Annotated in this window: 15 protein-coding genes and 1 pseudogene; 15 read left to right on the forward strand and 1 reads right to left on the reverse strand. The window is 31.0% G+C overall.

Going from position 1 to position 26,381, the window contains the following annotated elements; translation table 11 throughout:
- The 8 genes and pseudogenes from CHB63_RS12380 (at nucleotide 1) to CHB63_RS12410 (ending at nucleotide 9,784) form a co-directional block, all read left to right on the forward strand.
- Complete coding sequence (locus tag CHB63_RS12380; protein ID WP_089378791.1) at nucleotides 1-4,335, forward strand: CusA/CzcA family heavy metal efflux RND transporter; 4,335 nt, start codon at nucleotides 1-3, stop codon at nucleotides 4,333-4,335.
- A gap of 4 nt (nucleotides 4,336-4,339) precedes the next feature.
- Complete coding sequence (locus CHB63_RS12385) at nucleotides 4,340-5,542, forward strand: efflux RND transporter periplasmic adaptor subunit (protein WP_089378792.1); 1,203 nt, start codon at nucleotides 4,340-4,342, stop codon at nucleotides 5,540-5,542.
- Nucleotides 5,543-5,544: 2 nt separating this feature from the next.
- Entirely contained in the window at nucleotides 5,545-5,958 is a 414-nt protein-coding gene (locus tag CHB63_RS12390) for a Fur family transcriptional regulator (protein ID WP_089378793.1), read from the forward strand.
- A 67-nt stretch (nucleotides 5,959-6,025) separates the two neighbouring features.
- A complete protein-coding gene (locus CHB63_RS12395; RefSeq protein ID WP_089378794.1) occupies nucleotides 6,026-6,610 on the forward strand; it encodes a methyltransferase family protein in 585 nt (194 codons plus the stop codon).
- 63 nt (nucleotides 6,611-6,673) lie between these two features.
- On the forward strand, nucleotides 6,674-6,880 hold the full coding sequence (locus CHB63_RS12400; RefSeq protein ID WP_089378795.1) for a GDCCVxC domain-containing (seleno)protein: 207 nt from the start codon (nucleotides 6,674-6,676) through the stop codon (nucleotides 6,878-6,880).
- Between the two features lie 11 nt (nucleotides 6,881-6,891).
- Entirely contained in the window at nucleotides 6,892-8,844 is a 1,953-nt protein-coding gene (locus tag CHB63_RS12405) for a heavy metal translocating P-type ATPase (RefSeq protein ID WP_089378796.1), read from the forward strand.
- 53 nt (nucleotides 8,845-8,897) lie between these two features.
- A pseudogene (locus CHB63_RS17440) lies at nucleotides 8,898-8,984 on the forward strand (GDCCVxC domain-containing (seleno)protein); the annotation flags it as partial.
- 5 nt (nucleotides 8,985-8,989) lie between these two features.
- Nucleotides 8,990-9,784 carry a cation transporter gene (locus tag CHB63_RS12410; protein ID WP_089378948.1) on the forward strand — a complete coding sequence of 265 codons (795 nt, stop codon included), beginning with the start codon at nucleotides 8,990-8,992 and terminating at the stop codon, nucleotides 9,782-9,784.
- 717 nt (nucleotides 9,785-10,501) lie between these two features.
- Here the strand turns inward: CHB63_RS12410 and CHB63_RS12415 are convergent.
- Entirely contained in the window at nucleotides 10,502-11,833 is a 1,332-nt protein-coding gene (locus CHB63_RS12415) for a tyrosine-type recombinase/integrase (RefSeq protein WP_089378797.1), read from the reverse strand.
- Between the two features lie 399 nt (nucleotides 11,834-12,232).
- Between CHB63_RS12415 and CHB63_RS12420 the strand changes: the two genes are divergently transcribed.
- From CHB63_RS12420 to CHB63_RS12450, 7 genes are all read left to right on the forward strand, one after another.
- Entirely contained in the window at nucleotides 12,233-12,976 is a 744-nt protein-coding gene (locus CHB63_RS12420; protein WP_089378798.1) for an NIPSNAP family protein, read from the forward strand.
- A gap of 236 nt (nucleotides 12,977-13,212) precedes the next feature.
- The gene (locus CHB63_RS12425; protein ID WP_089378799.1) at nucleotides 13,213-17,421 is read left to right on the forward strand and encodes a hybrid sensor histidine kinase/response regulator transcription factor; all 4,209 of its coding nucleotides are present in this window, start codon (nucleotides 13,213-13,215) and stop codon (nucleotides 17,419-17,421) included.
- 198 nt (nucleotides 17,422-17,619) lie between these two features.
- Nucleotides 17,620-20,679 (forward strand): SusC/RagA family TonB-linked outer membrane protein, encoded by a 3,060-nt coding sequence (locus CHB63_RS12430; RefSeq protein WP_089378800.1) that lies wholly within the window; start codon nucleotides 17,620-17,622, stop codon nucleotides 20,677-20,679.
- A gap of 19 nt (nucleotides 20,680-20,698) precedes the next feature.
- Complete coding sequence (locus CHB63_RS12435; protein WP_089378801.1) at nucleotides 20,699-22,186, forward strand: RagB/SusD family nutrient uptake outer membrane protein; 1,488 nt, start codon at nucleotides 20,699-20,701, stop codon at nucleotides 22,184-22,186.
- 134 nt (nucleotides 22,187-22,320) lie between these two features.
- Nucleotides 22,321-23,370 (forward strand): glycoside hydrolase family 130 protein, encoded by a 1,050-nt coding sequence (locus CHB63_RS12440; RefSeq protein ID WP_089378802.1) that lies wholly within the window; start codon nucleotides 22,321-22,323, stop codon nucleotides 23,368-23,370.
- Nucleotides 23,370-24,623, forward strand: a complete 1,254-nt coding sequence (locus CHB63_RS12445; protein WP_089378803.1) for an MFS transporter — start codon at nucleotides 23,370-23,372, stop codon at nucleotides 24,621-24,623. Before CHB63_RS12440 ends, CHB63_RS12445 begins: the two co-directional genes overlap by 1 nt.
- The gene (locus CHB63_RS12450; RefSeq protein ID WP_089378804.1) at nucleotides 24,610-26,358 is read left to right on the forward strand and encodes a hypothetical protein; all 1,749 of its coding nucleotides are present in this window, start codon (nucleotides 24,610-24,612) and stop codon (nucleotides 26,356-26,358) included. The genes CHB63_RS12445 and CHB63_RS12450 overlap by 14 nt, the downstream gene beginning before the upstream one ends.
- Nucleotides 26,359-26,381: the final 23 nt, after the last annotated feature.

Below are 26,381 nucleotides of genomic sequence, written 5' to 3' on the forward strand. Positions count from 1 at the left end.
ATGATAAATAAAATCATTGATTTTTCAATCAATAACAAATTCATTATTGGTTTGCTTACGCTTACCATTATTGGAGCAGGTATTTGGAGTATGACCAAAGTACCTATTGATGCCGTTCCAGACATTACAAATAATCAAGTACAAGTAATTACACAGTCCCCGAATTTAGGGACAGAAGATATTGAACAAATAATCACCTATCCTGTGGAGGTTGCAATGAGTAACCTTCCAAATGTTGAAGAAATTCGTTCAATTTCACGTTTTGGTTTATCAGTTGTTACCATTGTTTTCGATGACGATATGGGAACATATCTACCTCGTCAATTAGTAGCAGAAAAACTAAATGAAGTAAAAGAACAAATCCCTGAAGGTTTTGGAGAACCTAAAATGGGTCCTATTTCAACAGGATTAGGTGAAATATATCAATATACATTAAAAGTAAAACCAGCGTTTAAGGATAAATATTCAATTTCCGATTTACGAACAATGCAAGATTGGATAGTACAACGCCAAATGGCAATGGTTGATGGTGTTGTAGAAGTAAATGCTATAGGTGGAAAAATAAAACAATACGAAGTAGCTGTTGATCCTAACGATTTAAAGTCGATAGGTTTAACTATTGCTGATGTATTTGAAGCTCTTGAAGCAAATAACCAAAATACTGGTGGTGCTTATATCGAAAAAAATCATCAAGCTAATTTTATTCGTGGTGAAGGATTGGTGCGTAGTTTAGAAGATATTAAAAAAATTACGGTAAAAACAGTTAATAATATTCCTGTTACTATTAATGATATTGCTACAGTACAATTTGGTGCTGCCATTCGTTACGGTGCTTTAACACAAGATGGTGAAGGCGAAGTTGTGGGTGGTTTGGTAATGATGCTTAAAGGAGCTAATTCCAATGATGTGATAGACAATGTGAAGGAAAGAATGGAGCTAATTCAAGAATCTTTACCTGAAGGTGTAGTTATTGAACCGCTTTTAGATAGAAGCAAATTAATAGGCGAAACAACTTCTACTGTTGCAACTAATCTTACTGAAGGTGCATTAATTGTAATATTTGTACTAATCTTCTTGTTAGGTAATTGGCGTGGTGGTTTAATCGTTGCATCAACCATTCCATTGTCCTTATTATTTGCATTTATCTTAATGAATGTTTTTGATGTTTGGGCTAACTTAATGAGTTTAGGAGCAATCGACTTTGGTATTATTGTGGATGGTGCTGTTATTATAGTTGAAACTACGGTATTCTTAATCGCATCACAAATACTTAAAAAGAAAAAGTTATCCTCAAAAGAACGTGATAGCATAGCATCTTCAGCATCTAAAAAAATGATGAATGCAGCTTTTTTTGGTCAGTTGATCATCCTTATAGTATTTCTACCAATTTTAGCCTTACAAGGTATTGAAGGTAAAATGTTCAAACCAATGGCGTTAACCTTTATTTTCGCTATGATTGGCGCAATGTTACTTTGCCTAACCTATGTGCCAATGATGTCTGCTTTAATTTTAAGAGTTCCTAAATCAGATAAAAAATCATATGGTGATAAATTTGTGCATTGGGTAGAAAACAAATACCAACCATTATTAGAAAAAGCCTTGCAAAAAGGAAAACTTATAATTGGTGTTGCGATAGGACTATTTGCACTAGCCGTCTTTATGTTTACACGAATGGGCGGAGAATTTATTCCACAACTCGATGAAGGTGATATTGCTTTTCATGCTATTTTAAAACCTGGTAGTTCACTTACAGAAACTATTGAAACTACCACTAAAATAGAGCAAATTGTAAAATCAAAATTTCCAGAGGTTGATAAAATTGTAAGTCGTATTGGTGTAGCCGAAATACCAACAGACCCAATGCCGATGGATTTAGCGGATGTATTTGTAATTCTGAAACCTAAAAGCGAATGGACAACAGCTGAAACAAAAGATGAATTGATTGATAAAATGAAAGAAGCGGTTGAAATCGTTCCTGGTGTAAATTATGAGTTTACACAACCTATCGAAATGCGTTTTAATGAATTGCTCGAAGGAGTTAGAGAGGACATTGCAATTAAACTCTATGGAGAAGACATTGACATCCTATCTCAAAAAGCTGAAGAAATAGCTAAAATTATTGCAGGTACTGAAGGTATTGGCGATATGAAAGCAGAAGCTACTACAGGTTTACCACAAATGACCATTGTTTACAATAGAAATAAATTAGCACAATATGGGCTTCAAATAAACAACCTCAACAAAATGGTGCAATCGGCATTTGCAGGAGGAAACGCTGGTGTGATTTTTGAAGGTGAGAAACGTTTTGATTTGGTAGTACGTCTCAACGCTCAAAACCGAAAAGACATTACCGACGTTCAAAATTTGTTTATCAACTTGCCTTCAGGTGCTCAAATTCCTCTACGTGAAGTTGCTGAAATATCCTATAAAGCAGGACCTATGCAAATAAGCAGAGATAATACAAACAGAAGAACTTATGTAGGTATTAATGTAAGAGGCCGTGATGTAAAATCACTAGTTACAGAGTTAAAATCAAAATTAGATGCGCAATTAGAATTACCATCAGGTTATTTTATTCGTTATGGTGGTGCTTTCGAAAATCTAGAACGTGCTAGTAATCGTTTACAAACAGTTGTACCTATTGCATTATTACTCATTTTTATCTTAATATACTTTGCCCTAAAATCCTTACCGCAAACATTAATGATTTACATCGCAATTCCTATGGCAACCATTGGTGGTGTTATAGCTTTATGGTTACGTGATATGCCATTTAGTATATCAGCAGGTGTAGGTTTTATTGTCCTATTTGGTGTTGCAGTTTTAAATGGTTTAGTAATGGTAAGTGGTCTAAACGAGTTAAAGGATGAAGGTGTAACCAATTTAAAAGACAGAATATTAGAAGGTACAAAAAGAAGAATCAGACCTATTATGTTAACAGCATTTACAGATGTTCTAGGTTTCCTACCAATGGCTGTTTCTGCTTCAGCTGGTGCAGAAGTACAACGTCCATTAGCAACTGTAGTTATTGGTGGCTTGTTAACCTCTACCTTACTAACTTTATTTGTATTACCTATATTATACCATTGGGTAGAAAATAATTCTTTAAAATTTAAGATGAATAAAAAGGCGGTAATAGCTACAGCTTTATTGGTATTTACATTAGCCATTCCAACACAGGTAATTTCACAAGAGAAAATAAATACGCTTCCCAAAATTTCTTTAGACGAAGCTGTTAAATTATCGAAATTCAACTACCCTCTTTTAAAGCAAAAACAATTAGAAATTACAAAGCAACAAAAACTAAAAGCTGCGGCTTACGATTTTGGAACAACGGAAATTTTTACAGGTGGAGAAGAAATTAACAAAGAAAATGGAATATATACCACTATTGGTTTTGGTCAATCCGACATAGACATATTTGGGATAGGTGCAAAAAAACGATTACAGGAACAACGTATTCAATTAGCACAAAAAGCCTATCAATTATCTGAATTGGAATTAGAATTGGAAGTAAAAAAAGCGTGGGCATATTGTTACCAAATGAAAAGAAAATACAATCTTTTTTATGAGCTAGATGCAATTTACACCAACTTTGAACAAGCAGTAGCTTTAAATTATGAAGTAGAAGCGATTTCAAAATTAGAGTATTCGGCAGCTAAAAACCAAGCTTTACAAATACAAAGTAAAAAAGCACAAGCTTATAGTGATTATATAATTGCATTACAGCAATTAAATCTATGGTTAATTTCAGAGGAACTCTATACCGTTTCAGATGAGTTTAAAGCTAGTTTGGATACTGACAATAATACTTTTCAAATTGAACAACATCCTTTATATAGCATATCACAAAATAGAGTAAGTGAAGCAGAAGCAAATTTCAAAGCTGCTAAAACAAATAATTTACCTAAATTCAATCTGCAAGGTGGTTTACTTAAAGTTGAAGGTAATTCAGGGTTTTATAGCTATCAAGCTGGTATTTCAATCCCCTTTTTATCCGGCACTAACAAAGCCCAAATAAAAACGACTAAAATAGAAAAGGAAATTGCTGAAACAAATCTGCAATTCAAAAAAAGGGAAGTACAATCGAAATATGTACAAGCACGCGAGAATTATAAAAAATGGAAAGCTACTTGGGAGTTTTATAAAAATAAAGTACTCGTAGTAACAAAAGAACAAAAATCGGGTGCTTTATTGGCATACAAAGAAGGGGAAATTGATTATACGGCATTTACGCAATTGATAAAAGAAGCCATTCAATCTGAACTAGAAGCGCAAGAAGCATTAATCAATTATTTACAAAGTACATTTCAATTACAATTTTTTAATCAATAAGACAATGAAAAATAGATTATATAAAATCCTAACTATAGCAATAATAGTCATTTTTAGTACTGCCTGTGGCAATAAAGAAAAACACAACGTGAATAATGATCATTCACAAAATAAAGAACCTAAAACTGAAGTAAACAAAGAACACGATGAGGAAGAAGTAATGCTCTCTCAACAACAGTTTGAAGCACTTAAAATGAAAACTGATACGCTTACATTACGAAATATGAGTGGCTATATTGAAGTGAATGGTTCCTTAGAAGTACCACCACAAAATGAAGCTGCTATAACTTCTGTTGTAGGTGCTAATGTAGTAGCTATTAAAGTCATTGAAGGCGACAAAGTAAATAAAAATCAAGTAGTAGCATACCTTTCACATCCTAATATTATAAAACTTCAAACAGATTACTTAAATGCCTATAGTAATAGTGTTTTTCTAAAAAAAGATTATGAACGTCAACAAAAATTATATGATGCTGGTGTAGGCTCTGGTGCTAATTTCCAAAAGGCTGAAGCAGAATACAATGCTTCAAAAGCAATGGTTAATGGTTTGACAGCGCAATTGCAATTACTAAATATCAATACAGCTTCAATTCGCAATGGCTCAATTGCCCAACAAATCACTTTGCGCAGCCCAATTGAAGGCTTTGTACAAAAGGTAGAGGTGAAAATTGGCCAATATGTTGAGCCTCAAACCGACTTATTTGAAATTGTAAATACAAAATACGTACACGCAGATTTTATGGTTTTTGAGAAAGATGTGTATAAAGTAAAAAAAGGACAAAAAGTTAGCTTTATGGTACAATCAATACCCAATACGGAATTAACAGCAACCATAAATTCAGTAGGAAAAACTTTTGAAGACAACCCTAAGGCAGTTCACCTGCACGCAGAAATAGAAAATAAAATAGGAAACTTAATTCCAGGAATGTATATTCAAGGTAAAATACAAGTTAAAAGTGCCCAAACAAAAGCATTACCTGAAAGTGCTGTCATCAATGATGGAGATAAATTTTATGTTTTCTCTGTAGAAAAAGAAAATAACAAATGGAGCTTTAAACCTATAGAAGTATTTATTGGTGAAAAAAGTGATAATTGGGTGTCAATTAAATTTGCTGAAGAGGTAAAAGCAAAAACAAAATTTGCTTATAATAACGCCTACTACCTCATTGCTGAAATGAAAAAAGGTGAAGCTGAACACGAACATTAATTATGGAAACAATAGAACAAATACTAGAATCAAAAAACATACGCGTTACTGCAATGCGTATGTTAATTTATAAGTTCCTAGTAGAAAAAGAGGTTGCAGTAACATTGAGTGATATAGAAAATGCTTTTGAAAAAGCAGATAGAACTACCTTATACCGTACAATTAAAACTTTTGAAGAAAAAGACATTGTCCATCAAATTGATGATGGCACAGGAATAACAAAGTATGCACTGTGTGAAAAGGATTGTAATTGTGAAATTGAAACTGATTTGCATTTGCACTTTCATTGTACAAACTGTAACAAAACTATTTGTCTAACGGAAAACAAAATTCCGAAAATAACAGTTCCTGATGGTTTTATTTCAGAAAATGTAAACTTAGTGGTAAAGGGTATTTGTGATAAGTGTAGTGGATAATAATTGCACTTCCATTGCATTGATTTTTATAACAATTTTGTAATAACAAAAGTTAAAATAAGAATCAATGTATTTATTTATGTACTTAATAGTTTATTTCTTACTTGTCTTTGTATTAAGGTCTTTACTACTTTGGAAAAAAACGGGGATAAATCCCTTAACCTTCAACAAAACAGATGATGCACACGGTTATAATGGTAAAATATTTTCAATAATTTCTTTTTTGGAGCTAATCGTTGTAAGTATTTATGCTTTTAAAATTGAATGGTACAAGTATTTACTTCCTTTTTGGTATTTAGAAAATGACACTTTATCTAAAGTAGGTTGGGGATTTTTAATTATTTCTCTAATCGTAGTTTGGATTGCTCAATCACAAATGGCTAATTCGTGGAGAATTGGGATAGATGAGAAAAACAAGACAATATTAATAACAAAAGGATTATTTTCAATTTCAAGAAACCCAATTTTCCTTGGAATTATAATTGCTAATATTGGGCTGTTTCTGTTAATTCCAAATGCCTTTACACTATTAGTAATCTCATTATCCACAACAAGTATCAACACACAAATAAGACTAGAAGAAGCATTTTTAAAACGAGAATTTGAAAATGAATATTTAGAGTATTTAAAAAAGGTAAGACGTTGGATATAAATATTAATAATTAAAGTAATAATTTTAAAAAGATATAAAGTAATCGGTATAAAAAGAAAATTAATGAAAACGATTTTAAAATCAGAAATCACTTGTCCTAATTGTGGTCATAAAAAAGAAGAAGATATGCCAACAAATGCTTGTCAATTCTTTTATGAATGTGAGAATTGCAAAACAGTTCTCAAACCAAGAGAAGGTGATTGTTGTGTGTATTGCTCATATGGAACAGTTCCTTGTCCACCAATTCAACAAAACAAAAGTTGTTGTTAAAACAAAACTTGATGAAAAAGAAGAAAGTTATTTTAAGAGATTTAAAACCCAAATCTAAAGATGAACACAGTCACGATGATGGTCATAATCACGGGAGTACATCAAATAGTTTAAAAGCCTATGTTCCTGCAATCATAAGTTTTACAATGCTTATTATTGGAATAGGATTAGATTATTTCGATGTTTCCTTTTTTAAGGATTGGATTCGTATTGCTTGGTACAGTATCGCATATTTACCTGTAGGCTTTCCAGTAATCAAAGAAGGCTGGAAAAGTATTAAAAAAGGGGATTTCTTTACAGAGTTCTTTTTAATGTCTATTGCTACTATTGGAGCATTTGTCATTGGAGAATATCCAGAAGGGGTTGCAGTAATGTTGTTTTATGCAGTAGGTGAATTATTCCAAAATGCAGCGGTCAATAGAGCAAAAGGAAATATCAAAGCATTATTGGATGTTCGCCCAAAAGAAGCCAATGTGTTTCGTGATAGTGATTACACGAGTGTTTCGCCAGAAGATGTAAATATTGGAGAGAAAATTCAAATTCGTGTTGGTGAAAAAATTCCATTGGATGGTATTTTATTATCTGAAAAAGCATCTCTAAACACCGCAGCATTAACAGGCGAGAGCAAACCAGATTCAATTCAGAAAGAAGCAAAGGTGTACGCAGGTAGTATTAATTTAGAAAGCGTTATTGAAGTTGAGGTAACCAATAAGTTTGAAGACAGTTCTATTGCGAGAATATTAGACTTGGTTCAAAATGCTACAGCACGTAAATCTAAAACAGAATTATTTATCAGACAGTTTGCTCGTATTTACACACCAATTGTTGTGTTTTTAGCTATTGGTGTTACTTTTATACCTTACTTTTTTGTAGATGATTATGTCTTTAGAGATTGGTTATACAGAGCATTAATTTTCTTGGTAATATCTTGTCCTTGTGCGTTAGTGATTTCAATTCCATTAGGTTATTTCGGTGGATTGGGAGCAGCTTCAAAAAATGGAATCTTATTTAAAGGTGCTTCATTTTTAGATGTAATGACCAAAATAAATACTTTGGTAATGGACAAAACAGGTACAGTTACCAAAGGTGTTTTCAAAATCAAAGAAGTAAAAGCAATCGATTGGAATGAGACCGAATTTATGCAATACTTAATGGCGATGGAAGAGCAATCCACACATCCAATTGCAAAAGCAATTTTAGAGTATAAAGCAGAAGGAGAAGATTTTGAAACACAAGACGTTTCTGAAATTGCAGGTAAAGGTTTAAAAGGTATTGTAAATGGTAAAACAGTTTTAGTAGGAAATAAAGCCTTAATGACTACCAATAATATTGATGTTCCATCTGAAACGGAATCTATTGTAGAATCTATCGTTTTGGTAGCAATCGAAAATCAATTTGTAGGTTATGTGGTCATAGCAGATGAATTAAAGAAGGATGCCAAAGAAACGATTACTGCGTTACATAAAGTGGGTATCAAAAATATTATGATGCTTTCTGGTGACAAGGATTCCATTACGCAACAAGTAGCTAAAGAGTTGAATATTGAAAATGCTAAAGGTGGTTTACTACCAGAAGATAAATTGAATGAAGTTGAAATTTTAAAGAAAAATCCCGAAAATAAAGTAGCTTTTATTGGTGATGGTATTAACGATGCACCTGTTTTAGCAGCAAGTAACGTTGGTATTGCAATGGGTGGTTTAGGTAGTGATGTGGCTATTGAAACAGCAGATGTTATTATTCAAACAGACCAACCTTCAAAAGTTGTTAGAGCTATTAAAATAAGTCGTTCTACACGAAAAATTGTTTGGCAGAATATCATTTTAGCATTTGGTGTTAAAGTCATTGTACTGATTTTGGGAGCAGGTGGTTTGGCAACAATGTGGGAAGCAGTTTTTGCAGATGTAGGAGTGGCTTTATTAGCAATTTTAAATGCAGTTAGATTACAAAGAATGAGTTGGGATTAATCTGATTGTTTATTTTTTTTTAAGAAATTAATGTAAAAGAGTAAAACAATTCTCAACCAAATCAAGGTGATTGCTGTGTGTATTGTTCATACGGAACTGTACTTTGTCCACCAATTCAAGAAAATAAAACTTGTTGTTAATTATTATGAAAAAAACAATATTTGAAATTACCAAAATGGATTGTCCTTCAGAAGAAAACCTAATCCGAATGAAATTGTATGGAATTTCCGAAATAGCTAATTTGAAATTTGACATACCTAATCGAAAATTGACAGTTTTTCATACTGGAGAAATAGATCTCGTTGAGAAATCAGTTATTGATTTAAATTTAGGAGGAAAGAAGATTTCAACTGAAGATACTGAACAAGTAAATTTCGAAGAAAACAAGAGTCAAAAGAAATTGCTCTGGTCTGTACTTATCATAAATTTTGCCTTTTTTATTATTGAAATGACAACTGGAATTATTTCAAAATCAATGGGCCTTGTTGCTGATAGTTTAGATATGCTAGCAGATAGCTTTGTTTACGGAATTAGTCTGTTTGCAGTTGGAGGAACAGTGATAAAGAAAAAACGGATAGCAAAAATAGCAGGCTATTTCCAAATTACATTGGCAGTTATTGGCTTTATTGAAGTATTAAGACGATTTTTTGGAGAGGAAAAATTACCCAATTTTTCAACAATGATTATTGTTTCGATTTTTGCATTAATCGCAAACGGAATTTGCCTTTACATTTTACAAAAATCAAAAAGCAAAGAAGAAGCACATATGAAAGCTAGTATGATTTTCACTTCAAACGATGTGATTATCAATTTAGGTGTTATTTCAGCAGGGCTGTTAGTAAACTGGTTAAACTCTTCTAAACCTGATTTAATTATTGGTACAATTGTTTTTGTGTTAGTAATTCAAGGAGCCTTTCGAATTTTAAAATTGAGTAAATAAAAAAACTTACTTTTTGCCTTTGCGCTTTTAAATCCGTTTCCATAAGAATAAACACAACAAACCACAAACATCCGTGCAGGTAATAAGGTGTTCGCAATACGTTCCATTTAGTTCCATAAAACATAATTATAAGGGTAACCAATAATAAGTGTCATCAAATGTTTGTATAAAATTAATAATTTAAACGATGTAATGATATAGAGGCTTTTACCAAGAAAATATTATCAATGAATTACAATGATAAAATATTGTAATCATCGCAGCTATTTACCCCCTTTAGTTTAGGGTGTTAATCAAATTTTTATCTATCAACGCATACATACACAATTCACTCAAGACAAAGGGTAGGAGTATTAGTATCTTTAGATTATGGCGAAATATTAACTATACTGCTCTGGAGCGATTATTTGTGGGGTATTGCTCATTTGTTTTACCTTGAATGACATAATAACAATTGGAGTAATAACAGTTTTGTCTTCCATAGTAATTAAATTTCGAATGCCAAATAATTATAATAATTAGAGGTCAAAATTTAATTATAAAATAAAACTTGCCTGTCAAACTGAGAATCAAGAACTAATCAAGATTTTATTCTTATGAAAAACAACCATAACTTAAAAAAAACAAACTTTAGAGGAATTGGAGGATTAAATTTCAATTGTAATTTTATAATAAGATTAAGTAATTAAACTGTAAATTTTTTATGACGAGTCATTTCTAAAAATTTATAACACTATCTAAAGCTTCATCTGCTTCTTTATGAATAAAGTTGGCTTGATAGTTAAGTGTTGTTTTCAAGTCGCTATGTCTATATAATTTTTGCAACATTAACGGGTGTATTCTATCTCCCGCAATATTACCAAAACTATGTCTAGCAATATGGTTAGTTAGATTTTTTTTGATATTACATTGAAGTGCAATTCTCTTTAAGTATTTATTGAATAGTTTTGTTGCATTTCTTGTTTTAATAAAAATATCTTCTGTATTATTGGAATCAGTATTTTGTAAAAAAGGAAAAACATAACCGTTATTTTGTTTACGGTTTTCCTTATAATTTTCTAGAATAACAGCTGCTTTATCAGGAATTTTTAAACTTATTGGTTTTTCATTTTTATTCATAACATAAAAAAGTCGATTATTTTTAAAATCGGACCATTTTAATTGAACAATATCAGAAATGCGAATACCTGCAAAATAGAATGCTATAAGCCAAACATTGTGAGTGTGCCAAATTGAAGACAATTTTTCAAAATTTAAAGTTTCAATACGCTCAATTTCTTCTATAGTTAACCCAATTTTATTACTTGATCCTATTCTGATTTTCTCCTTTTCATTGGCAAAGGGATAAAACTTAGCACCAATATTGTTTTCTTTTATTGCTATGTTAAATAGGGTACGAATAAAAATAAGTTGATTTGAAATTGTTCGAGTTTTTTGTTTTAGATATATGGTGCAAAAACTTTTATATTTTTTTATAAAGGTTTCATCAATATCTTGGAAATTTAGGGTTTTATTTTTTTCAAAATACTCAACAGCATTCAGAAGATTAAACTCGTGTTTTCTACCTTTACTGATTCTTTCTTTTCTACGGTTCTTTATAGCATTTATTACATCTGTTTTTTTTGAGGAGCTTTTTAAATTAACAAATTCTTCTATGTTATAAAGAATGGATAATTCTGATTTTGCAACTGAAAATATATTTTGATTATATTTGTTTTCAATTCTTTCTGCAGCAACTGCAAAAAATGATTTTTGCCCACCTAGACCTACAACTTTCTTTTTTAGCTCTTTACTGGAAATTCGATTATATACGTCGAAAGAAATATCATTGGCTTCAGTCATTTTTTTTAATAAATAATTATTAAGCTTTTTAGAATTGGGGTGTGAACGTTTAACTCTACATTTCTCCTCATCCCAATCTTTTTCTAAAACATATTGACCAATAAAACAATAGTTAGTTTTGTAATCTTGACTAATTCGTAATGCTAAAGGAGCGGTACCATCTTTCCGTTGCTTATTTTTTCGTCTAACAATTTTTATTGCTGCCATAAAATTAATTTTGAGTAGAATAAATAATAATTAAAAAAGGGGTACAGAATTTATCTTCTTAATATTTTTGAATTTTCACATATTCTTAAGAATTATACTATGTAAAGATAATAAAATAATTTAAAAAGGGGTACAGAATAGGTACAGAATAGTTTGATTCTAGATGGTTTTAATTGAGTATGAATAAAATTTACAATTAGTTAATACATTGATAATGAAGTAAAAAGATAAAATATGGTGTAAAGATGTCAAAGCTCATAACCCGAAGGTCGCTGGTTCGAGTCCAGTCCCCGCTACTAACTTAGCTTCATAGAGATATGAAGCTTTTTTTATGCTTAACAATATGTATTAAAATTAGTATCTTTATTTTTTTCATATTTAAAATTAAAGACTTCTATTATGTTAAGACCAATCCTATTTATTTTTGTGCTTTTCTTTTTTAAATATACCTATGGTCAAAACGAAATTTATGAACTTCGGGTTTATGAAATGGAATTTTTTAAGCCAGCTAATATATTGCATGATTATTTTGAAAAGGCGCTTATTCCCGCTTTAAATCGTGAAGGTGTAAACAATGTTGGAGCATTTGAAGAATCGGGTGAAACTTTGCCAAAGAAAATATACTTATTGATATCTTATCAAAATATGCAAGCGCATCAAGATGTTACAGATGCCTTAAAAAATGATACTCAGTTTAAATTAGACGCACAAACGTATTGGGAAACACCATCAGAAAAGACTCCGTTTAAGCGAATTGAAAGTATATTTATTAGGTCTGTTTCAGGATTTCCTAATTTAGATAAACCAGCAGATGATTCGGAATTTTTTGAATTACGCATTTACGAAAGTCATAATGAAGATGCGCTTCGTAGAAAAGTAAAAATGTTTAACGATAGTGAGTTTGCCATTTTTAATGATGTAGGACTTAATACCGTGTTTTTTGGTGAAAACATTTCGGGTAATCAAATGCCTTGCTTAACATATTTATTAGCATTTAAGAATAAGGAAGAACATGAAAAAGCTTGGTCTAAGTTTGGCCCACATCCTGAATGGCAGCGAATTGTTAAACTAGAAGAGTATAAGAATGCGATGAATGATATTTCGCGTATATTCTTGAAACCTTTAACATATTCACAATTATAACAAGTTTCATTATTATAACTCTTAAAAAAATTGTTGAATTTTTTTAAATCAGCTATTTTAAAAAAGGTATTTTTCACATAATTAGTTTATATGAATTTTGGTAAATAATACTTTCATTTCAAACTTTATTTTTAGAATCTAAAAAATTAAAATTTTTAGTTATTCAGATAATTAATGAATTATTTAGGTTTCTAAGCTAAAACAAGATATTTTTGAAAAGTCTTTAATTTTAAAGTTTGAAAACTAAAATTTTGTTTTTTGCTATTTTAACTTCACTTGTTATTTCATGCAATAATAAACAAGCATCAATTGATTTAAGTATAACTCCATCAAACCTTCAATTAGATGTTAATGTTGAAATTAACGATACTACCAATTTAAATTTTGAAGAATCACCAAAAAATTTAGAGGTAAATTATTTTATTGAACAATTAGATAATACCAAAGGACTTTCCAACAGTTCTGTAAATACCATATTTCAAGATTCTGAAAACTTACTTTGGATTGGTACTTGGGACGGTTTGAATAGATATGATGGAGGTAATTTTAAAATATTTAGACCTGAGTTAGCTAATGAGAATAGCCTGAGTAATCAGGTTATATTAAAAATTGGAGAAGATAATAAAGGTCAAATATGGGTATTAACAATGCATGGCATAAATAGATATGACAAGAAAAATGATATATTTAAACGCTTTTACTTTTCTAGAAAAAACGACCCTCCTTTAACAGAATCTGAATTCAATATTGCTTTTGATGCCTCAAAAAGGGTGTTCTGCATGGTAAAGGATTGGGGAATTGGTTTTTTTGATGGTACTAATTTTCAATTGTTGAAAGCTAATAAACTTCCTAAGAACTCAGTTAAAAAAATGGAGTTCCTTTCAACGGGTGAATTATTGATTTTATTTGAAAACAACCAATTGTATAAGGTAGTTCTTGATACAATTGAAGATAAGATTACCATTTTGCAAGTAGAATTGGTCTTGGATAATATTAGAGAATTTGGAATCTTGACAAATCAAAAAATTTGTATCATTTCAAATACAGAAGATTTCGAAATTTTTTCATTGCAAGACAAAAGCAAACAAAAAATAAATGGAACAGGTCTTCAAAAAATAATTGGGCAAACAACGGAAGGTGTTGTGGTTTCGAATAAATCAGACTATTTTTTAATTAACAACACAGGAGCTACAATTGATAAATTGTGGTTGAAGCATCTGAAAAATCAAAAAATAACAACATTAACGCAGGGAAGCGAAAATATTATTTGGACTGGTACTGATGGTGATGGAATTTTTAAAATGTATCCACTTAGAAAGTCATTCAATTTAATTTCAAAAACAAAAGTACCTGAATTGGATGGCGGTATTGTTAGGTCTTTTCTGAAAGATGAAGGGAATTCTTTTTGGGTTGGAACAAAGGGAAAAGGGTTATTCCGATTTCCTTATAATTTTTATGAAAATTTAAATGAACCTTTACAACATGAAACTTTTAATGAAAGTAATAGCTTAATAAATAATGCAGTATTCTCACTTTCTAAAGGAAAGGATAACTTAATTTTTATAGGAACTGATGGCGTTGGAATTACTATTTATGATTTAAAAAAATCTAAACTTATCGATTGGTTAGAAATTGAAGGCAATGAGAAATGCGAATTATTTAAATCCACGTATGCAATATATCAAGATGAAAACGGATTTATATGGCTTGGAACTAATGGTTATGGAATGATTCGTTTTAAAATTGAGCGTTCTGGTGATAAATTAAAGGTAACTGACTTTAAAAGATATCTTGCAGATAATGGTTTAGACGGATCAATAAGTAGTAATATAATTTACTCCATAGTTCCAAAAAATGAACATGAACTTTGGATAGGGACAAGGCTAGGTGGTTTAAATCTTTTTAATAAAGAGTCAGGATTGTTTAAAGCATATAAAAACAATAAGAATAATCAAAAAAGTTTATCAAGCAATGATATTTTATGTTTAAATATTGATTCCAATGACAGACTTTGGATAGGTACAAGTTTTGGATTGAATTTATTGGAAGATTTTGAAAAAGAAGATAAGGCCGTTTTTAAAAGTTTTACGGTAAAAGAAGGGCTTCCAAATAATACAATTCATGGAATTGTTTCCGATAAAAAATCCAATCTTTGGATAAGTACAAATTTTGGATTGTCTAATTTCATAGTTGATAAATCTAAATTTATCAATTATACAACAAATGAAGGTTTACAAAATAACGAATTCGCAGATGGAGCCTATTATCAAGATCTTAAATCAGATTTTGTTTTTATGGGTGGTATAAAAGGATTTAATTATTTTTTACCTTCAAAAATTGAGGAATCTACCGTTGTTCCAAATATTCTTATTGATAAAATTAGTGGACAAAATCAAGAAGTTCCTTATTATCAAGGTTTGGTAGTTTCTCCAAATTCAAAAATAGTTCCTTCTATTGTATTAGAGCACAATCAAAATTTTTTTGATGTCGAATTGGCTGCTTTGACTTTCATAAATAGTGAAAAATGCGAGTATTCTTATAAATTGAATAATTTTGATGAGGATTGGAAGACAATTAACAACCGAAGAATTATTTCCTTTACAAATGTTCCAAAAGGAGCATATTCATTATGGATAAAGTGGTCAAATAGTGATGGTGTTTGGAGCCAGCCAGTTCACGCAATTGATATTCGTGTGAATCCCGTTTATTGGCAGTCAACCGTAGCATTTATGCTATATGCGATCTTATTAATTCTTTTTATTCTATTTGTATTAAGTTATTATAATAAGCAACAATCTCTTAGGCAAAATATTATTTTTCAAAAAAGAGAAGAAGAAATACATCAAAACAAACTTAATTTTTTTACAAACATTGCCCATGAATTTCAAACCCCTTTAACATTAATTGTAGGTCCTGTTCAAAAACTTTCTGAATCTATAGATATCAATGAAAAAAATAAGCGATTTATTAAAATGATTCAACGCAACTCATCTAGATTACTTTTTTTAACCCAGCAATTACTTGAATTTAGAAAGGCTGAATCTGATTATTTGGAAGTAAGTGTAAAACATTTTGACCTTGTAAATTTAGTGGAACAGATAGCAGAGTTATTTGATGAGTGGGCCTTACAAAAAAATATTAATTACAATTTAGAAATACCACCAGAATTAGAAGGTTGGTTTGACAAAGATAAAATTGAAAAGATAATTTTTAATTTGCTGTCTAACGCTTTTAAATACACACCTGATAATGGTAAAATTAATTTAGAATTTTTTATTGAAGGTATTCAAACAAAAGTGCTGAATATAAAAGTAGTTAATTCGGGAAAGGGAATCCCAAAAGATAAATTAGATTCAATATTTGATCGATTTTTTTTAGCAGACAAAACTGGAGGAGCACCTAGCGATTTATTCAGAACGGGTATTGGGCTATCATATATAAAAAAATTGGTTACTGTATTAAAGGGAAGGGTAATTGCTGATAGCAAAGAAAATAAACATACAACTTTTAGAGTCTTGTTACCTTGTGGTAAAGATGCTTTTAATGATCAGGAATTAGATAATGAAGAAACACAGATATTAATTTCACATCACCTTCAAAATATTCTTGAAGATTCTTATGGAGATGCTGAAGATACTTTTAATAAAGTTTCAACACTTGAGGCTATTTTAAATAGAAGAAAAGTAGTATTAATTGTTGAAGATGAAAAAGAAATACAAGCGCTACTCAATGAAATGTTAAAAGAAGAATATAAAATTCTAACAGCATCTAATGGAGTTGAAGCATTGGAAATTGTTCAGTCTAATATTCCCGATATTATTATTAGTGACGTAATGATGCCAGAGATGGACGGTTTGGAACTTTGTAGGAAAATTAAAAAGAATATTAAAACATGTCATATTCCCTTTATTTTACTTACAGCTAAGAGCTCTGTAATACATCGTATTGAAGGATTAGAGAGTGGCGCAAATTCATACATTCCAAAGCCTTTTTATCCTGAACATTTACTAGTAAGAATTCAAAAATTATTAGAAGAAAAAGAACTGATTCAAAATCATTTTAAAGAAGGAACGTTTGATGAAAATTTAACGAGTCTTCCAGTTCAACCAGACGAAAAAGATTTTATGCAACAACTACTGGATTTAATTCAGTCAAATATTAATAATGAAAATCTACAAAGTTCTTTTTTAGAAAAAGAATTAGGAATGAGTAGTTCTCATTTATATCGAAAAATTAAGCAATTATTCGGTTTTTCTCCTGGAGATTTAATTCGCACTATTCGATTAAAACACGCTGCAGAATTGTTACAAAAAAGTACCCTAACGGTTTCGGAAGTTTGTTATAAATCAGGCTTTAATAATCGATCCTACTTTTACAGAGAGTTTAAAAAGATGTATGACATCACTCCAAAAAATTACCAAATAAAATATAAATCCACTTTTTAATTATATTAACATACTGTTAGTTAAATAGTTATAATTGAGTGTACATTATTGGTGAGATAGTGTACATGGTTAATTGTACTATCTCTTAGTTTTGTACTACATCGTTATAGTGAGTAACTTAATGAGACCTTAATTTAACCAAATAATTAAAACAATGAAAAAAACAAATCTATTTATGAACCAATTAAATACATTATTATGGTAAAAAAACATTTTATTTATAACTTGTTATTTGTTGCAATGTTACTTTTTGGAAGTTCGTTAATTGCACAAACAATTACAGGTGTGGTAACCGATGCTTCTGGTGCCTTGCCAGGAGTAAATATAGTAGAAAAAGGAACTAATAATGGAACTTCAACTGATTTTGACGGAAAATATACACTAACAAGTGTAACAACAAATCCAATTTTAGTTTTCAGTTATGTAGGATATATAAAAAAAGAGGTTCCTGTAAATGGAATGAGCCAAATTGATGTTGTTTTACTTGAAGATTCACAATCATTGGATGAAGTTGTACTTGTTGGATATTCATCAAGAAAAAAATCTACCTTAACGGGAGCTGTTTCAATAGTTGATATGGCGGATCTTGAAAAAACAAGGGTTACAAATGTTGCTCAAGCCTTGCAAGGGCAAGTAGCAGGTGTACAAGTTACCTCAAGTACTGGTGCGCCTGGTGATCCTATTGAAGTTAGAATTCGTGGGGAAGGAACAATAGGAAATAACAATCCATTATATGTAGTGGATGGAATTCCGTCAAGGGATATCAGTTTTTTAAATCAGGCAGATATTAAAACAATGACAGTTTTAAAAGATGCTTCGGCTGCTGCAATTTATGGATCAAGAGCTTCTGGTGGTGTGGTGTTGATTACTACAAAAAGTGGGGTAGTAGGAAAAACAAGTATTGATGTAAGTTATTTTACAGGAATGCAAAACGCCTCGAATCTTCCAAACATGTTAAATGCAGAACAGTACATGAATACTGTCGAAAAAGCGTGGAACAATTCAGACAGGTCAGGTAACAATCCATATACTGCAGATAAAGGTAGAGCTGATTTTTCTAATACAGACTGGTTAAATGAATTGTTTGAAACTGGAAAATCTCAAAATTTACAATTAACAGCTAGTGGAGGTAGTGATAAAGTTCAATTCTTAATGTCTTTGGGTTATTATGGACAAGATGGAATTGTAGTTTATGACAATGATAAATACCAAAAATTAAATTATAGAACTAATATAAATGCCAATATAACTGATCGTTTCAAAATTGGAACAAATCTTCAGTTATCATATGCTACACAAGATAAATTATCTTCAAAAGGAGATGCGCCAGGTATTATAAGACATGCATTGTTAAGACCTCCAGTAATTGGAGTTTACAAAGATGTAAATGACCCTACTTATTCTGTGGAGGATCCATTTACGGATTTACCATTTTATGTACATAATGATAGAGATAATGGAGGATGGGAAAGTGATAAATATGAATGGGCTTCAAATCCTATTGCATTAGCCTATTTTACGGATGATGTTAGAAAGGATTTTAGAACATTTGGAAATGTGTATGCAGAATATTCTTTTTTGAAAGATAAAGAGTTGAAATTTAGAACCAACATTGGGGTTGATTTATCATTTATTCATAACAAATCGTTTGGAGAAAATTATGGTGATGACGATGGTGGAGGTAATGATACCGATCAAGGATTGGGAAGACAAAATCGACCAAATAATTTGAATGAAGAAAGAGGTGAATCACGTACAATTACTTTCAACAATACCTTAAATTATACTAAAGTATTTAATGATAAACATGACCTGAGTTTACTTGCAGGAACTGAATTTATTGATAATTACAGTTCTTCAATTGGTGCTAGCAGAGCTCGTTTTGATATTACAGATGATACATTTAGATATATTGATTACGGTGGTACATCTGCCGATTTATGGAATGGAGGAAGTGCATCAGAATGGTCATTGTTTTCTTTGTTTGGATCAGCTTCTTATGTGTTTTCTGACAAATATATGGTTACAGCAAATATGAGAGCTGATGCTTCTTCACGTTTTTCAGAAAAGAATCGTTGGGGATATTTCCCTTCTGTTTCTGCTGGATGGAAAATCTCGGATGAAGACTTCATGAAAGATGTTAATTGGATCTCTAATTTAAAATTAAGAACAGGTTGGGGTAAATTGGGGAACCAAGAGATTGATAATTATGCTTTTTTAACTTTAATTAGTCAAACAGATGGTAAAGTTGTGGTGAATCGTTATGGAAATGAGGATTTAAAATGGGAAAGTTCTGCATCAACAAACATTGGTGTTGATTTAGGTTTATTAAACAATAAATTGGCCATAACTGCAGAATATTTTGTAAAAAATACAACGGATATTTTATTGCCAATTGGTTTGCCAAGTATTGTTGGAAATGTAGCTCCTACTATTGTAAATGCAGGAGAAGTTAGCAACAAAGGATTTGAACTTTCTGTAAATTATAGAAATTCTGACAAAGAATTTAAATACAGTGTGAATGCAAATTTAGGAACATTGACTAACAATGTTGAAAAATTGCATCCAAATGTACCTAGCCTTATTGGGCAGGTAACAAAAACAGAAGTAGGGCAATCCTTAAATGCTTATTATGGATATAAAATGGTTGGGATATACCAAAATCAGAATGAAATTGATAGCTATTTAGGTGGTACATTAAATCCTAATGTAAAACCTGGGGATATTAAATTTGAAGATTTAAATAATGATGGGATAATCAACTCTGACGACAGAAAATTTATTGGAAGTCCAATACCTGATCTTACTTATGGAATTTCTTTTTCATCATCATATAAAGATTTTGATTTTTCTTTTCTTTTTCAAGGTGTAGAAGGAGTAGACAGATACAATGATGCAAAAAAAATATTAGATTATGATACGCGTCCTTTTAATTATACTACAAATATTTTAGGAGCTTGGGATGGTGAAGGAAGCAGTAATACAATACCTAGAGTTGCATTTGAAGACAATGGAAGTAGCAAAGTATCTAGTATTTTTGTAGAGGATGCATCTTATCTTCGACTTAAAAATGTTGAAATTGGATATACTTTAAAACCTATAAAGGGCATTCAGGACGTTCGCTTTTATGTATCTGGTCAAAATCTATTTACATCAACAAATTATTCAGGATTAGATCCAGAATCAACAGATTTAATGGATATGGGAACCTATCCGTCATCAACTTCGGTTTTGTTTGGCGTAAATCTTAAGTTTTAATATTTTAAAAGAATTATTTATGAAAACAATATATAATAGTATAATCTTAGTATTCTTAATTGCAACTTTTATAAGCTGTAATGATGAATTAACACAGGATCCAATAGGGCTACTTACCTTAGACCAGATTGATGCAAACCCTACAATAAATACGTTAGAATCTTCAGTAAGTTCATCATACCAACTTCTTGCAAGTAGTTTGAATCTTATTGGAAATTGGGATTGGGACGGAGGAGCAGTGCTTAGAAATGATTTTATTTTACAAGACATTGCTTCTAATGATATGAATAAAAAATGGAATCCAGATGGTGATCAGGCTTGGATGGATGAATTAAGTAATTTTAGTTTTACTCCTTCCAATGGAGCATTTAACGGAATTTGGTTGTATGATTATGAAGGTATCAATAGAGTGAACCTTGCCATAAGTTATTTAACAAATACGGAAATAACTCAAATGGTTGGAATTAGTGATTCTAGAAAAAATCAACTATTAGGAGAAGCTTATTTTTTACGTGCTTTTTACTATTTTGATTTAGTGAATAATTTTGGTGATGTACCATTATTAACAGCACCTTTACAGTCATTTGAAGAAGCTTTTGATGTAGCGGTTAGAGTACCGTCTGATGAAATTTGGATTCAAATAAATGCTGATTTATCTGAAGCTAAAACATTATTACCAAATACTAAATATCCAGATCCGTCACAACCATGGAGAGTTTCAAAGGGAGCTGTTATTGGTTTGCAAGCTAAAGCAGCATTGTATAATGAAAACTGGTCTGAAGTAGTTTCATTGGTATCTGAATTGGAAGCACTTGGTTTTTACAGTTTAAATGCAAATTATTTCGATAGTTTTGATGTAAGTAAAGAATTTTCTGACGATGAGGTGATTTTTGCGTATGATCACGTTTCTAGTCAAAACCCACGAAACGGTAACGGACTTTGTGCCTTAGTCGGTTGGGGATTTATAGCTCCAAGTGATGACTTTATAAATTCTTTTGAAGCAAATGATCCAAGGTTATTGTATACCGTAGATGTACCGAATCAAAATGTTTCAAAAATTTTAGGAAATACTGTTGGGGATAACAAAGGGAATGACGATTCACCAAGCAATAAAATATTTATGCGGTATGCAGATGTGCTACTTTGGAAGGCAGAAGCTTTAAATGAAAATGGAGACTATGCTGGTGCAGTTGCAATAATCAATCAAATAAGATCAAGAGCAAGAACCAGTCCTACTGCAGATGGTTCTATGATTCCTGCAGGAACATTGCCAAACAGAGGAAGTTCAACAAGTGCCTCAGAAATTAAAGGGTGGTTAATGCATGAAAGAAGAGTAGAATTGGGCTTTGAGTCTCAAAGATTTAACGATTTAAAAAGATGGGAAACGGCAAAAACAGTGCTGACTTCACTTGGAAGAAATTTTCAAGACCATAATTATGTATACCCAATTCCACAAGGGGAAGTCGATAAGTCTGGTGGAACAATTACGCAAAATGTTGGTTATTAATATGTTTAATAAATAAACATTAAGTTTGGTAAATAGTCTTTAGAGAAGTAGTTAATTTTTTAATTACTACTTCTCTTTTTTTTATTAACCTAAAAACACTTTTGTATATTACAAAATACTAAATTAAGATAGATATGACAGATATTGCAAATCGATATAAACAAAATCCTTTATTAGCTCCCAAAGATTTAAAACCTAGTAATGATAACATGATTATTGAATGTTTATTGAATCCTGGAGTATTTGAATTTAATGGGCAAATTGGTCTTTTAGTGCGTGTAGCAGAAAGGACAGTTCAAAATGAGGGAATGCTATCTGTTCCTATTTATAACAACAAAGGAAGTATTGAAATTTTAAACTTTAAGTTAGATGATCCGAAATTAGATGCTTCAGATGCAAGAGTCATCAACTATGATGGAATGGATTATTTAACAACAATTTCTCATTTAAGATTGCTTTTTAGTGAGGACGGAATTAATTTTAAAGAATCAGAAGAATATCCTTCCATTTTTGGTGAAGGAGATTATGAGTCCTTTGGAATAGAAGATTGCCGGGTTTCTAAAATAGATAACACCTACCATCTTAGCTATACAATGGTTTCACCAAATGGTGTAGGGGTAGGCTTAAGAACAACTAAGAATTGGAAAAGTTTTGAGAAAAAAGGAATGATTTTTAGTCCACACAATAAAGATTGTGCCATTTTTGAAGAAAAAATTAATGGAATGTTCTATGCTTTGCATAGACCTAGTAGCCCTGAATTAGGAGGTAATTACATATGGTTAGCAGAATCACCAGATGGTGTTCATTGGGGGAATCATAAATGTATTGCCAAAACACGTGAAGGAAAGTTTGACAGCAAACGATTAGGGGCAGGAGCTGCACCCATAAAAACAGCAAAAGGTTGGTTAGAAATCTACCATGGTGCAACGACAGAACATAGATATTGTTTAGGTGCTATATTATTAGATTTAAAGGATCCTTCAAAAGTAATTGCAAGATCAGAAGAACCTATTATGGAACCAATTGCGGACTATGAACAAACTGGATTTTTTGGAAATGTAGTTTTTACAAATGGTCATAAAGTAGATGGAGATATCGTAAACATATATTATGGAGCATCAGATGAATTTGTTTGTTCGGCGAGTTTTTCAATTAATAAAATTTTAAAAACACTAGAACAATAATGAGGAAATTAGGAGGAGTAGGATTAAAAGATTTTACAAGAAGTGCAAAAATATTGATACTTACAAATACAATTTATGCCTTTGTACTTCCTGTGATTGATATATTTGTAGCATCTTATATTATGAGAAATTCAAATGATCCATCAAAAGTTATTTTATATCAATTGGCTATTTATGCGGGTATTCCAATTACATTTTTTATAAATGGCTATTTATTAAACAAAATTAATATCAAAAGATTATTTTCTTTGGGAATGATTTTAAGTGGTGTTTCTATGGTTTTTATGATGTCTTTGAAAGAAATTAATTATACAGGAATAGCGATAGCTGGTTTAATTATGGGAATGTCTTTTGGTTTATATTGGGCAAATAGAGATTATTTAGTGCTTGCAACAACTAAAGATAAAACTCGAAATTTTTATTATGGCTTAGAAACATTTTTGTATACAATTATTGCATCTGTTGTTCCAGTAATGATTGGTTGGTTTTTAATAAGTGGAAATGAGGGTGAAGGTAAAGTTGCCAATGATGGTGTTAATGCAGCTTACAAGGTGATTACGACCATTGTTTTTGGAATCACAATTTTAGCTTCCATTGTTTTTCATTTTGGAAAATATGAAAAACCCAAGAGTGAAAAATTTTTATATTTTACATTCCATAACCTCTGGAAAAAAATGCTGCAATTGGCTGTTTTAAAAGGATTGGCGCAAGGGTTTATAGTTACTGCGCCCGCAATGTTGATGATGAAATTCTTTAATTCTGAAGGAGCATTAGGTTCGGCAATATCTATTGGGGCAGTTATATCAGCGGTAATAATGCTTATTTTAGGTAAAATATCTAAACCAAAGCATAGATTAATAATATTCTCTGTAGGACTTATTTGTTTTTTCTTAGCATCATTTTTTAACGGGCTTCTTTTTAATACAACAGGTGTTATCATATTCATGTTTTTATTATTAATAGCAAGACCTGTACTGGATATTGCGTATTTCCCAATTCAATTAAAAGTGATAGATATACTTTCAGAAATAGAAAATAGAAATGAATTTTCTTATATTTTAAATCATGAGTTTGGTTTATTTGTAGGTCGTTTTATTGGAGCCAGCACTTTTTTGGTGATCGCTTTTTATATAAATACTGACATTGCTTTAAGATATGCATTATTGATTATTGGGGTACTTCAATTACTCTCAATACTTATAGCTAAACAATTAATAAAACAACAAAATACACTTATAAATGAGCGTAAATAATAGATATAAAAATATTTTTTTTGGAGTTAGTTATAGTTTATTTCTAATTGCCTGTAGTCCATCTAAATTTGACATAGCATCACCTGTTCAGCAAGAATCAATTCATAGAGTTGAAGAGATGCCAAATTTACCACAACCATTTAAAATTCTTGATTTCAATGAAATGGCAAAGAATTATGACAAGTTGGTATATGACCCTAATCAAACAGGTGAGTACTGGCCATTAATTTGGAAAGATAATTCTCGTAAGAATATTGATCAAGAAACGTTTGGGATCTATACGGCTATGGGAGATGTTAGGCAAGGAACTGAACATTATGAAGGTATTTTTCACGAGTCTTTAGCGAGCATAGGATCTGTTTTAGGAGGTAGTTTAGTAGGTATTGATAAATCTCAACAAAATGGAGAAAACTATGTTGGAATGCTGAAAAATTATTTCAATTCGGAAACAGAATGGAATATTATGATGAATAATACGTGTCCTGAAGTTGCTCAATTAGGAGGAGGTTATGCAAGAGATTGGTGGTACGATGTATATCCAAATGTCATGTTTTATGCAGTAGCTGATTTTTACCCAGAAGAAAAAGGGTATGAACCAAGACTTCGCTCTGTTGCCGATAAATTTTATGAAGCTAATGCTGTATTAGATGGGAATTATGCTTATTCCTTTTTTAATTATGCAACTATGGAGCCTACAAAAAATTGGATTTGTGCACAAGAAGATGTTGCTGCAGGTCACGCGTTTGTATTATATTCAGCATATCAAAAATTTAAGGAGCCTAAATATTTAGAAGGAGCAAAATCTTCTTTGGAAGCACTTTTAAATCAAAAGGAGAATCGATTTTATGAAATATTAATGCCATTTGGAGCTTATGTTGCAGCAAGATTGAATGCTGAGCAAGGAACTAACTATGATTTTTCAAAAATATTAGACTGGACTTTTGATGGTTCATCTGTTTGCAGAGAAGGATGGGGAGTTTTGGTAGATAATTGGAATGGTTATGATGTTTCAGGTATTGTTGGAAGTACTGTTGACCATGGAGGATTTGGATTCTTAATGAACACCTATGATACCATGTGGCCGTTAGTTCCTATGGTACGTTACGATCAACGGTATGCAAATACTATTGGGAAATGGATGTTAAATGCAGCCAATGCATCTCGTTTATTTTACCCTAATGAAATTCCAGATAAACACCAAACTATTCCTGAAGAGAAACATCATACTAAAGGTGTAATAGCTTATGAAGGTCTTATAAAAAAAGCACATTATGAGCAATACGAGCATCTTGAAGCTCCGGTAGCAATTGGAGATGGAATGCATTGGAATAAAGACAATCCAAAAGTATCTCAATTTAGTGTTTATGGAAGCGGACATGTTGGAATTGCAGGTGCAATTATTTCTAAAACCAATGTGGAAAACATTCTTCAATTAGATTTATTGGCAACTGATTTTTACAAAGAAAAAGCCTTTCCATCTTACTTATATTACAATCCAAACCCTGAAGAAAAGGAAGTAACAATTAATACAGGAGAACAAGAATTTAAGATTTATGATGCCATTAAAAGAGCGTTTATTGCTAAAAATGTAAAAGATAGTTTTACTTTTAAAATAAGTAAAGAAAACTCATCTTTGTTAGTTTTAGTTCCTCAGGATGCTGAAATTTTAGAAAAAGACGGAAAATTATATGCCAATGATATTGTAATTGACTATAGATATTCAGAAGAAAACTAAAAATTTATAATTAGGAAGAGGTT

The organism is Lutibacter flavus (assembly GCF_900188355.1).
Classification (GTDB): domain Bacteria; phylum Bacteroidota; class Bacteroidia; order Flavobacteriales; family Flavobacteriaceae; genus Lutibacter; species Lutibacter flavus.